The sequence below is a fragment of the Shinella zoogloeoides genome (assembly GCF_022682305.1).
Taxonomy (GTDB): domain Bacteria; phylum Pseudomonadota; class Alphaproteobacteria; order Rhizobiales; family Rhizobiaceae; genus Shinella; species Shinella zoogloeoides_B.
The window spans coordinates 3,434,088-3,445,691 of sequence record NZ_CP093528.1; the positions used below are offsets into that span (position 1 = coordinate 3,434,088).

Consider the following 11,604-nt stretch of genomic DNA (forward strand, 5'->3'; position numbering starts at 1 on the left):
GCCTCGCGTGGCGGATTTCGTATCCTCGATCAAGGTTCCCGAGACCGCCCGCCGCAACGGGCGGCTGGCGGAGGGCGAACGCTTCGTGCCGGAGGAAACTCCGGTCGCCTTCTCCTATGCCGGCTCGACCCATGCCGTGATGATGGCGACGCCCGCCGACCTCGAGGATTTCGCCTACGGCTTCAGCCTGACGGAAGGCATCATCGCCGACCCCGCCGAAATCGAGACCGTCGAGATCCTGCGGGAAGACAAGGGCATCGACCTGCAGATCCGCCTTGGCGACGCGCAGAACGACGCGCTGACCGCCCGCCGCCGCCACATGGCCGGTCCCGTCGGCTGCGGCCTTTGCGGCATCGAATCCATCGAGCAGGCCGTTCGGGTAACGCCTTCCGTGCGTTCGTCACCGCTTACATTAAACGAAGAGGACGTGGTCGAAGCCGTGCGCCTGCTGAACGGCCAGCAGCCGCTGCATATGGCGACGCGCGCCGTGCATGGCGCGGGCTTCTATGTACCAGGGACGGGCCTCGTCGCCGTGCGTGAGGATGTCGGCCGGCACAATGCGCTCGACAAGCTCGCCGGCGCGGCGCGGCGCGCAGGCCATGCGGGCGCAGCGGGCGCGGTGGTGGTGACGAGCCGCGTTTCCGTCGAGATGGTGCAGAAGACGGCCATCGTCGGCAGCCCCTTCATCATCGCCATTTCGGCACCGACGGCGCTTGCCATCCGCACGGCGGAAGAAGCCGGCATGACGCTGATCGCGCTGGTGCGCGGCGATGAGTTCGAGATTTTCACCGGTGCGGAACGCATCGTCTCCGGCCCCGCAAGACGGGCCGGCAACGGTTAGGAGACAGGAATGTCCGAAGGCAACAAGCTCGTCAGGATGGCGAACCAGATCGCCACTTTCTTCCATTCGCAGCCGGCGAGCGAAGGTCCGGACGGCGTGGCGACCCATATCAACAAGTTCTGGGAGCCGCGCATGCGCCGCCAGCTCTTCGACATCGTCGACAATCACGGCGGCGAGGGGCTGGACACGCTCGTCCTGGCGGCCGTGCCTTTGATCCATCGCCCGCCGCCGGCGGACGTGCCGGCCGCAGCCCGCTAGCGCATTTTCAGCCGAAGCGAGATCGCTTCGGCGTCGGATAATACGGAAAAACAAAAAGAGAAAGCCGGCTCAGAATTCCTCCCACGCCTCCGCAGCCGACACAACGGAGCCGCGCGAGGTGCGCATGTTGCGGGCCACCGCATGAAGCTGGGCGACATTGGCCGGGGCGGAGGTAGCCGCGTGCCGGGCGGCCTGCGCATTTCCGGCAAGCTTGAACCGGCGGATCAGGGCATGCAGCGCATCGGCCTCCCGCGCCATAGCGTGGCTTGCCGCCGTGCTTTCCTCCACCATCGCCGCATTCTGCTGCGTCGCCTGGTCCATCGCGTTGACCGACTGGTTGATCTCGCGAAGCCCTGTCGATTGCTCGCGCGAGGCCTCGACGATGGCCACGACATTGGCATGCACGTCCTGCACCTGTGCGAGGATTTCCTGTAGCGCCTGCCCGGTCTCGTCGACCAGCGCCACACCGCTCTTCACCTGCTCGCCGGATGTGGTGATCAGCGCCTTGATATCCTTGGCGGCGCTCGCCGAACGCTGCGCCAGTTCCCGCACCTCCTGCGCGACGACGGCGAAGCCCTTGCCCGCCTCGCCGGCGCGCGCAGCCTCCACGCCGGCATTCAGCGCAAGCAGATTGGTCTGGAAGGCAATGTCGTCGATGACGCCGATGATGTTGGAAATTTCCCGGGAGGACTGCTCGATCTGCCCCATGGCATCGATCGCCTTCTTGACCACCTCGCCGGATTTTTCCGCCCCGGCCCGGGTCTTGCTCACCAGCGTGCCGGCCTCGTCGGCGCGCCGGCTCGAATCGCCGACCGTCGTGGTGATCTCGTCGAGCGCCGCCGCCGTCTCCTCGACGGAAGCCGCCTGCTGCTCGGTGCGCTTGGCAAGGTCGTCCGCCGCCGAGCGGATTTCCTGCGCGCCCGAGGCGATCGCATTGGCATTGGTCTCCACCGTACACATCGCCTCGTGCAGGCCGGCGACCGCCTCGTTGAAGTCCTTGCGCACCACTTCCATCGAGGGCACGAAGGCGCTGGAAAGATGCTGCGTGAGGTCGCCCTCCGCCAGCGCCTTCAGCGCGCCGCCCAGCGCGTTGATCGCCGACATGCGCTCGGTCACGTCGGTGGCGAACTTCACCACCTTGTAAACTCGGCCGTTGACGTCGCGGATCGGGTTATAGGCCGCCTGGATCCAGATTTCCCGGCCGCCCTTGCCGTAGCGCACGAATTCGTTGGAGATGAACCGCCCCTCCGCGAGCGAGCGCCAGAACTCGGCATAGGCCGGCGTCTGGACATAGGCCGGATCGCAGAAGATGCGATGGTGCTTGCCGCGGATTTCGGAGAGATCGTAGCCCAGCGCCGCACAGAAATTCTCGTTGGCATGGAGGATTTCGCCCGTCGGCGTGAATTCGATCACCGCCTGCGAGCGGGAAATCGCATCGAGCTTGGCGGCATCCTCGGTCGCCTGCACCTTCACGGCCGTGATGTCGGTGGCGAACTTAACGACCTTGTAGGGCTTGCCGCCGCGGAAGACAGGGTTGTAGGAGGCCTGGATCCAGATCTCGCCGCCGTCCTTGCGCAGGCGCTTGTAGCTGGAGGAATCGTATTCCCCCCGCCCGAGTCGCGCCCAGAGCTGGCGATATTCCTCGCTCGCCACATAAGCGGCATCGCAGAAGATGCGATGGTGCTTGCCGACGATCTCCTTCAGGTCGTAGCCGAGCGCATGGCAGAAGTTCTCGTTGGCGGTAAGGATCGTCCCCGTGAGATCGAACTGGATGACGGCTTGCGAGCGCGACAGCGCGTCGATGATATGGCCTGCATCCATGGACTTCGCAAATGAAAGCATGACCTGATCCCCTGTGCGCCGCCACGGGCCTGATCGAATGCCCCGCGCGGCGTTGGTCGGTGTGGGCGCCGGAGCGCGACCCGTCACGGACCAACGCCCAGCCTGAAATCTCAATCTCCGCGTGCTTTCAGTATGACTAATTAAGACACACGAACACGATTAAAGATCAAAGAACAGGCTTAAGAATTGATGAAAGTCAAAGGGCGACATTTTGGATTTGTTCTATAACAATACCTTACATGTGAGCCTGATTGGCGTCACGGAAAGCAGAAACAAAATCGGCGCAACCGAATTCACCCAAAGATTGCAGTTCATGACGCACTGGAAAACAAAAACCGCCGTGCTTGCGCACGGCGGTCCTACAGTCCCGGATTGTGTCGGTGGCGATCAGGCCGCCATGTCTTCCATGTCGCGCTCCTTGAACATGCGCGCGAGATTGAGGAAGCAGATCATGCCGTTCTCGTGGGCGATGATGCCTTCGGCATAGACCTTGTCGAAAGAGGTCGTCACTTCCGGCACCGGCTGGATCTGCTCGCTGCGGATGGTAAGGATATCGGAGACCCGGTCGACGACGAGGCCGACGACCATGCTGTGCACCTCCGCCACCACGATGGCGCTCCGCTCGTTGGCTTCCGTGCTCTTCATGCCGAGCTTGTGGGCAAGGTCGATGATCGGGATGACTGTGCCGCGCAGGTTCATCACGCCGATGACGTCCGGCGGCGAATGCGGGATCGGCGTGGACGGCGCCCAGCCGCGGATTTCGCGGATCGTGGTCGTCTTCACGCAGAATTCCTGCTCGTGCAGGCGAAATGCGATGATTTCGAGCGTATCGCCGGCAAAGCCGGCCGTCTTGATGGAGGTCATCGGGGTCTTCCCAGTTGGTCTGCGTCTGGAGCGATCCTATGCACGCGCTGGTTAAAATCTTTCCAACGCCGAACCGTTTGCGACACGGGAAGCGCAAGAGACCGCCTCAATACTCCTTCTCGTAGAAAATGCCCGCACCCGCGCTGCCGCCGCTGCCCGCCTCGCCGCGCAGCTTGAGACCCCGGCCGATATCGAGATTGATCGCCGCCTTCGCGCCGTTCGTCTCCGGGTCCTGCTTCAGTTCCAGATAGGTGCGCTCGTTCAGGTATTTTCCGGCGGAGACCGCCGCACGGCCCTGCGCATCCGTGGTGATGTCGAGGTCGTCGACGCCGAGCTTGCTGCGCAGGCTGTCGAGCAGGCTCGTCGAGCTGCCACCCGCAAGCTGGCTCGCCGCAGAAGCGAGCTGGGCGATCTGCACGGCGGAAAGGTTCGACATCGACCGGTTGAAGATGAGCTGCGCGAGAATCTCGTCCTGCGGCAGCGAGGGCGAGGATGCGAAGGTCACCGTCGGATTATTGGCAAGGCCGGCGACCGTGACGGTGATGTCCGTCGTGCCCGCCGAGGTCCCCGCGACGAGATTGACCGTCGGCACGAGATCGCCCGCAAAGCCGATATGCGCGCTGGTGAAGTCGAGGCGGCGCGTGAGGATTTCCATGCGGCCGCGCTCCAGCTCGAAGCCACCGGATACCACGGGCGTCACGGACGTGCCGGTGACCCTGAGGTCGCCGCCCAGTTCCACGTTGATCCCGCGCCCGCGCACGAAAAGCTGGCCCGGCGCCGAGATCGTCAGGTCGAGCGCGATGCCGCGCGCGGTGCCGCCGCCGCTGCCCTGCTCGCGCCGGACATTGGCCATCATCCGCTTGACCTCGGCCGGCGCGTTGCGATGCTTGATATTGATCTCCGAAAGCGATGCCGGCAGCTTCTGCGGGATGGTGATGTTGGCGCGGTTGATGGTCATCTTGCCGCCCAGCGCCAGCCCCGCCACCGGGCCGCGCAGCGTAAGGTCGCCGGAAACGTTCGCCACCACGAGCGTGCCGTCGACATAGGTGACATCCGCGAGCCTGGCGGTCACATCGACCGGGAAGCCGCTCCCCGGCGTGATGCCGATACGGCCGTTCGCCGAGATCTGCCCGCCGCTCGCAACCCGGCCGGTGAGGGTCTCGATCACCGCGTTCCGCCCGTCCATGGTGACGCGGATGGTGAGGTTCTCGACCGCGAGGTTGCGGCGGACATCGACGAGACGCGCCCCGCCGGCCGTGATGCTGCCCGTGATCGCCGGCGCGGCGGCCGTGCCGCCGATGGAAAGATCGACATCGGCGTTGCCGGTCAGCACGAAGCCCTGGGCGGAAAGCTGGCTCTGCAGGAGGCCGAAAGGCACCCGGCCGTTGAACCGCAGCCCGAGCGGCGTCGCTCCGCCGATGCCGACCGTGCCGCCGCCCCGGAAGGAGAGGCCGCCGGCGCCGGACAGCGTCGTGTCGAGCCGGAGCTGGTTGTTGACGAAGGCGCCCGTCGCGTTGATGGCCAGCGCGCCGACCCCCGCGCCGCGCGTATGGCTCGTCTGCGCGCCGCTCCAGTCGAGCGCATAGTCGACCACGGGCGCGGCAGCCTTGCCTCGCACCGTCACCGTGCCGCCGATCGTGCCACCGGCATCCAGCCCCGCCGCGAAGCTGTTGGCAAGCGCCGCCGGCAGCGCATTGAGGCGCACCGACAGGTCCAGCGTCTCACCGGCCTTGCCGGAAATCGCGACGGAGCCGCTGCCGGCCTGAATGGTCAGCCCGTCCAGGGCAACGATGCCGTTGGCGACACCGATGGTCGTCGGCCTTGCAAGCCGCAGGGCGATGCGCCGCGGTGCAGCCTCGACGGTCTGCAGGGCGATATCCAGCCCGCCGTCACGTTGCAGGACCTGGCCTCGCGTTACCAGCGGCGCGCCGTCGAGCCGGCCTGTCAGGTCGAAATTGGTTGCCTGCCCTTCCCGCGAGAAATCGAGCTTCAGCGCCTCCACGCGGTTCTCGCCGGAGGCGACACGCTCGGCGCGTACAGTGCCGGTGATCGCCGCCGTCGCCAGATCGGTGATCGAAAGGTCCACCGCCGGCCGGGTGATGCTCACCGCATCGCGGCGAATGGCCGAGCCGGACGCCTGCACCGTCGCGGAGGTCCGGCCGCCGGCCGTTGCGATTTCCACCTGACCGGAAAGATCGCCGGACGCCTGCTGGCCGGCCATGGCCGCGAGCAGGCCGAGATCGGGGAAATCGAAACGGATGGTTCCGTCGGGCATGAAGTTCTGCGCCAGCGCCAGCGAGCCTTTCAGCGTGTTCGGCCCAATCTCCGCCTCCAGCACCGGCACCGAGATGCGGCCGCCCTCGGAGGTGACGCTGGAACGAATGTTGATGGGCTGCCCGTCGAGCGCACCCGTCGCCGTCAACTCACCGGAAGGACTGCCCGGAACGGCCTTCCCGGAAAGCGTCACCACAAGATCGCTGAGGGTACGCCCGGAAAGCGTCGCACCGCTCGACGTAACCTTGGCCGAGACGTCCAGCCCGTCCACCGGACCGGTCGCCGAAAGCTCGAAGGCCGCCTCGCCCGCCGCATCGGCCAGCAGCTTGCCGAGATTCAGGACCTTGCCGCTGAGCGCCGCCTTCAGGCTGCCGCCGCCGAGCGAGACCGTGCCGGCGGTCTCCAGCGTGCCGGACTTCACCTGAAGCCCCGAGACCTCCAGTACGCCGTCGCCGGCAAGCTGCACCCGCCCCTCCATCGCGATCGTCGTGTCGAACTTGCCGGAGAGCGCCGGCGGCAACACCGCCGGCAGCGCGAACAGGCGGAAGCTGACATCGGCCTCACGGCTTTCCAGGCCGTAGCGACCCGACAGCGTGCCGCCGATGCTGGCGCTTTCGAGCGTCGCGGGATCGAAGGCAATCTCTCCGGGGGAAACGGTAAGGGCAGCGGTAAGCTTGGCCGGCCCCTGGACCGCCCGGTCGATATCCGGGCTGGTGAAAGCGGTCTCGCCGGTTTCGAGCGTCACATCGATGCGGCCGGAGCGGCTTGCAACATCGAAGGCATCGCTGCTGGCCGAAAGGCGGATAGTGTCGACCCGGCCGGCCGGCAGCGCGGCCGAGGCCACCGTGGCATGGGCTTCAAGCGCCGCAGCGCTCGCCGCGCCGGTCAGCGAGACGTCAGCACCTTCGATCAGGATACGCGCATCGCCCCCGGCAAGCGGCCAGCGGAAATCGATCGGGCCGTCCTTCCCCGCCAGCTTCACGTTCAGGTCATTCTGGCCCGTGGCGCTGACGGTGCCGGAGGCGGCGAGCGTCATCGCGCCCGTCGCGACCGTTCCCTTCTCGATGCGCAGCATGTCCGTGCCATCGAAGGCGGCGACCACGTCGATACCCGTTTCCCCGGCGAAGAGCGGACGGAGCTGCGGCGGCATCAGGGCGTCGAACGTGCCGCCGCCGTTGAGCGCAAGGGTGTGCACGCCATTCGCCGCAAGATCATGGCGGCCGTCGACGCGCAGCATCTCCGTGCCGTCGAGCGCGGCGGAAAGACGCCCCTTCCATTGCGACAGCGGCCCGTCGCCCGTCAGGCGGATTGCGACGGCCGGCTCACCCGGCAGGTTGAGCAGACCGGCGAGGATGCCGCCCTTCGGCTCGGCGATATCCGCCTCGAGACGCAACTCGTTCGCCGCCGGATTGAACGCGATATCCGCCACGATCCGCGCGTCCGGCCGCGCCTTCTCGGAGGCCGAGAGCTTGACGGCCACGCTTTCGGCCGTGGCGTCGCCCCGGCCCGAGACGACAAGGCGCTGGTCGCGCCCGGCCACCGCCTCGGAAATAAAGAGCTCGGGGATCGCCAGCGAACCGACATGCACCTCCACCGGCAGCGTGAACGGCTTGTCGGATTTTTCCGCCTCCGCCTTGGATTTCGGCAGGCGCAGCAGGGAAATCGACGAGGCGGAAACCCGCTCGGCCTCGAAGCTGAGGAAGAGAAGCCGGAGCGGCGACCAGTCGATGGCGAGGTCCCGGACCTCCGCATAGGTGCCCTTCTCGTCGCCGAGCGTGATGGCGGCGGCGCGCAGCCTGCCCGACAGCAGCCCGGACGGCTCGCTGATCGAAAGAACCTGCCCGCTTGCCGCCGCGATCTTTTCCGCCTGGGAGACCGCCATGCGCGCGCCCGCATCGGTGAAACCGACGAAGCCGAGCAGCGCAACGACAAGGACCAGCAGGACGGCAAGGCCGTAGCCGAGGTAGCGGAGCGTTGCGCGGAGAATTCGGGACAGCCTGTTCATGCTTCATCCATTTCGCGGGCGGGGAGCGTGGAATCGCTCCGAACGTCTAGAATCCCAATCGCGCGGCCGATCAAGAGTCTAGCTGAAAATTGCGGCCGCAGTCAGAAGGACTGGCCGATGCCGGCATAGACCCCGAAGGAGGTGCCGCCGGGATATTTGTCCAGGGGAACGGCGACATCCAGCCGGAGCGGGCCGAAGGGCGTCGCATAGCGCAGGCCGACGCCCGCGCCCGCCCGGATATCCTTGAAGTCGGGCACCTCGTCGGTCGATACCGTGCCCACGTCGATGAATGGCACGATGCCGATCGTCTCGGTTATGCCGATACGCACCTCGGCGGAAGCGGCCATGTAGGATCGTCCGCCGAGCAGCTTGTCCTCGCCGTTGCGCGGCGAGATTTCCTGATAGCCGTAGCCGCGCACCGTGCCGCCGCCGCCGAGGAAGAAGCGGCGCGTCGCCGGAATGTCGGAAAGCTCGTTGCCGCCGATGATCGTTCCGCCCGCGAGCTTGCCGGCGAGCACGAAGCGATCGTCCGCGCCGAGCGACTGGTAGCCGGTGATCGCGCCTTCGAAGCTGGAGAAGAAGGTGCCGCGATAGGTCTCGTAGGTCGGCTTCGCGTTGATCATGAAGCGATAACCCTTGGTCGGGTTCAGCCTGTCGTCGCGCATGTCGCGCACGAACTCGATCGGGATGGCCGCCGTCAGGTACTTGTTCTTGCCGAAGACGTCCTCGACATCGCTCCACATCAGTTCGCCGCCGGCGCTCACCGTGTCCCGGTCGGAGAGTTCGACGCTGACGCCCGCCGCCGCCGTGGTCGTGAACGCCTTGTAGGCGTCCGGGTCGACGACGGAAGCCTTGAGGCTGGCGTTGAAGGTCGAGGTCGGCCCGAAGGCGCCGGGCTTGGAGAAGAGGATGGCGGTTGAATAGTCGAGGTCACCGATATCCGCCTCGCCGATCCGATTGACCGCGCCCTCGATACGCAGCGACTCGGCCTGGCCGAAGAGGTTGCGATGCCCCCAGTATCCCTGCAGGCCGAAACCGTCCGTGTTCGAATACTGCGCGCCGGCGCCGAAATAGCGGTGCTTGCCCTCGGAAACCTCGATGGTCATCGGCAGCGAACCGTCCGCGGCCAGCTTGCCGGCATCGCGGATCGTCACGCTGGAGAAGACGCCGAGCGCGCGCAGCCGCTCCGCCGCGCGGCTCAGCGCCTCCGGCGAATAGGGCTGGCCGGCGTTGATGCGCGAGAAACGCTGCACGAAATCCGGATCAACCGTCTTGGTGCCGGAAACACCCACCGTACCGATTGGCGCGACCGGGCCTCCCTCGGCGGCAATGATGACATCGACCGTCTGCGTCTTGTGATCGGCGATCGCCTTGCGCTCGGTCAGCTTGGCGAACGGACGGCCTTCCGCCCGAAGATCGACCACGACCCTTTCGCCGGCTCTCAGGATGGCGGTGGAATCGGCGCGCGCGCCCGGGACCAGCCCGAAATCCGCGGGATTACGGCCTTCCGCATCACCGGAGAACGCGACCTCGCCGAAGGTGAAGGCCGGTCCAGGCTGGACGCTGATCGTGACCGGTATCGGGCCGTTCCGGTTGAATTCCGGGTTCGGCGGCAGGGAATCGAGGTCCTGTCCGTTGACGGTGACATTCACCACGGCGCCGTAGCGGGCGTTCTCGTAAAGCGCGGCAAGGATGCGGTCGCGGTCGTCGCGCGCCTTGATGACGAGGCCAAGATCACCGGAAACGGGCGTGCCGTCGTCCTGCTTGAGGCGCGAGGCGTTCTCGATCGCCTTCGTGAGATCGGCGTCCGCGCCCGGATCGAGCGTCAGCGTGTAGTTGACGGGATCGATGACGGTGGCGGCTTCGTCTTCCTTCTCGAAGAACTTCATGCCGAAAAGCTTGAAGGCGGAGGCCGGCCGCACGGAAATCGGGCCGCACGCCAGCGCCACGGCAACCGCGAGCGCGGTGCCAGCCCTCAGGAACGCAAAACTCTTTTCCGGCCGGTTCACTTCATTCCGCATCCGCAGCTATCCGTCGCCTTTCTCCCTATGAGGTGCGGCGCAAACGGTAGACCGGCAGCTTCCGACACGAATTTCAGGCGCCCCCGATTCATTCGGAGCTTCCAGGCTGGAAAAGACCCTAACGCGTTAGGTTTTCCGTAATGTTAACGGCGGTTTTACACGCAGGTGCGCGGGATTTGAAGCGCTCCGGCATATTTTATGCCTGCGGCTGAACGCGAAAAGCCCCGGAGGTCCTCCGGGGCTTCGCTTTGCCGTAAAGGCAGGCTTAGCGGTAGCCGCGCGGGCAATCGTCGATGTAACGGTTGCCGTGACGGTCGCGGAAGTAGCACTGGCCGGGCTGCTGGGCGACGCTGCCGATGACAGCGCCGGAAACGCCGCCGATGGCCGCGCCGACAGCCGCGCCGCGTACGTCGCCGGTGATGGCGCCGCCGATGATCGCGCCGGAAGCAGCACCGATACCAGCGCCCCTCTCCGTCGGCGTGCAGCTTGCGACGGCAAGACCGACCAGAACGAGTGCGATGACTTTCTTCATGAAGATGTTCTCCAAAGTTGAGCGACGGCCACGTTTTCCGGGTCCGCCCTGTCCCCTTCTACTCAGCCAACATACCGGGGCCGCCTGCGACGGTTTGGTCTGTCCAAGCGAGAAAATATACCCCGCAATCGGGAAGTCCATGGCATCGATGCTTTTTTTTACGCGGCGCGCGAATATCGTTTGCGGTTCGTTTGAATCGCGCTTTCGCTCCGGTCACGAGAAATTTCGCGCTTGTCTGAAAGTACCGGTTGATCGGCGCGCCAAAAAGTCAAATGATATGACTGTTGAGATCGCGCCGGAGGAGGAGAGCCGCCGTGATCCCGTTGCCGCAAGGCAATGCACGCGAAATGAGAATGCTGGTGTCGTTTCGATCCCCGCCCGCGTCGTGAGGACGCCCGCTGCATAGACGTCGGATCGATCGGCCCGAGCGGACGCAACCGCCAGGGAGGAACGAATGGCGAAAGTGGCAATGACCGTCAACGGCAGGAAGGTGAGCAAGGAGTGCGAGGACCGCACGCTGCTTGTGCATTTCCTGCGCGACCAGCTCAGTCTCACCGGAACCCATGTCGGCTGCGATACGTCCCAGTGCGGGGCTTGCGTGGTGCACATGGACGGCAAGGCCGTGAAAAGCTGTTCCATCCTCGCGGCCCAGGCCGCCGGCTCTGAAATCCTCACCATCGAGGGCCTTGCGGCCAATGGCGAGCTGCATCCCGTGCAGGCCGCCTTCAAGGCCAATCACGGCCTGCAATGCGGCTTCTGCACGCCCGGCATGGTGATGACGGCGGTCGACATGATCGGCCGCTACGGCGCCAAGCTCGACGAGCAGACGGTTCGCGAGAACCTCGAAGGCAATATCTGTCGATGCACCGGCTACCACAACATCGTGAAAGCCATCCTCGCCGCCGCCGAAGAAATGGGCGCGGCGGGCCGGCAGGCTGCGGAATAGCGCGCGGACGGCGGTCCCGGC

General features: G+C 65.8%; 7 protein-coding genes and 1 pseudogene. 3 read left to right on the plus strand and 5 right to left on the minus strand.

The annotated features are described in order from the left end of the window. Nucleotides 1-7: 7 nt before the first annotated feature. Together fdhD and MOE34_RS17070 are read left to right on the plus strand one after the other, a co-directional pair. The gene (gene fdhD / locus MOE34_RS17065; RefSeq protein ID WP_242218691.1) at nucleotides 8-841 is read left to right on the plus strand and encodes a formate dehydrogenase accessory sulfurtransferase FdhD; all 834 of its coding nucleotides are present in this window, start codon (nucleotides 8-10) and stop codon (nucleotides 839-841) included. Between the two features lie 9 nt (nucleotides 842-850). Next, the gene (locus MOE34_RS17070) at nucleotides 851-1,099 is read left to right on the plus strand and encodes a formate dehydrogenase subunit delta (protein ID WP_242218692.1); all 249 of its coding nucleotides are present in this window, start codon (nucleotides 851-853) and stop codon (nucleotides 1,097-1,099) included. A gap of 69 nt (nucleotides 1,100-1,168) precedes the next feature. On the opposite strand, the gene MOE34_RS17075 is transcribed toward MOE34_RS17070, so the two are convergent. From MOE34_RS17075 to MOE34_RS17095, 5 genes and pseudogenes are all read right to left on the minus strand, one after another. Then, a complete protein-coding gene (locus MOE34_RS17075; protein ID WP_242218693.1) occupies nucleotides 1,169-2,941 on the minus strand; it encodes a methyl-accepting chemotaxis protein in 1,773 nt (590 codons plus the stop codon). Between the two features lie 387 nt (nucleotides 2,942-3,328). Beyond that, nucleotides 3,329-3,805 (minus strand): chemotaxis protein CheW, encoded by a 477-nt coding sequence (locus tag MOE34_RS17080; protein WP_160787375.1) that lies wholly within the window; start codon nucleotides 3,803-3,805, stop codon nucleotides 3,329-3,331. Nucleotides 3,806-3,911: 106 nt separating this feature from the next. Beyond that, nucleotides 3,912-4,997, minus strand: a pseudogene (locus tag MOE34_RS25605) (translocation/assembly module TamB domain-containing protein); the annotation flags it as partial. Between the two features lie 3,188 nt (nucleotides 4,998-8,185). Further along, nucleotides 8,186-10,105 (minus strand): autotransporter assembly complex protein TamA, encoded by a 1,920-nt coding sequence (locus MOE34_RS17090; protein ID WP_242218695.1) that lies wholly within the window; start codon nucleotides 10,103-10,105, stop codon nucleotides 8,186-8,188. 265 nt (nucleotides 10,106-10,370) lie between these two features. Then, nucleotides 10,371-10,637 carry a YMGG-like glycine zipper-containing protein gene (locus MOE34_RS17095; protein WP_160787378.1) on the minus strand — a complete coding sequence of 89 codons (267 nt, stop codon included), beginning with the start codon at nucleotides 10,635-10,637 and terminating at the stop codon, nucleotides 10,371-10,373. A 454-nt stretch (nucleotides 10,638-11,091) separates the two neighbouring features. Here MOE34_RS17095 and MOE34_RS17100 point away from each other — a divergent pair, with 454 nt between their 5' ends. After that, complete coding sequence (locus MOE34_RS17100; RefSeq protein WP_242218697.1) at nucleotides 11,092-11,583, plus strand: (2Fe-2S)-binding protein; 492 nt, start codon at nucleotides 11,092-11,094, stop codon at nucleotides 11,581-11,583. Nucleotides 11,584-11,604 lie beyond the last annotated feature (21 nt).

Coding starts and splice junctions, on each gene's coding strand:
- MOE34_RS17070 (WP_242218692.1), top strand. CDS start 851: ATGTCCGAAGGCAACAAGCTCGTCAGGATGGCGAACCAGATCGCCACT.
- MOE34_RS17075 (WP_242218693.1), bottom strand. CDS start 2,941: ATGCTTTCATTTGCGAAGTCCATGGATGCAGGCCATATCATCGACGCG.
- MOE34_RS17080 (WP_160787375.1), bottom strand. CDS start 3,805: ATGACCTCCATCAAGACGGCCGGCTTTGCCGGCGATACGCTCGAAATC.
- MOE34_RS17090 (WP_242218695.1), bottom strand. CDS start 10,105: ATGCGGAATGAAGTGAACCGGCCGGAAAAGAGTTTTGCGTTCCTGAGG.
- MOE34_RS17095 (WP_160787378.1), bottom strand. CDS start 10,637: ATGAAGAAAGTCATCGCACTCGTTCTGGTCGGTCTTGCCGTCGCAAGC.
- MOE34_RS17100 (WP_242218697.1), top strand. CDS start 11,092: ATGGCGAAAGTGGCAATGACCGTCAACGGCAGGAAGGTGAGCAAGGAG.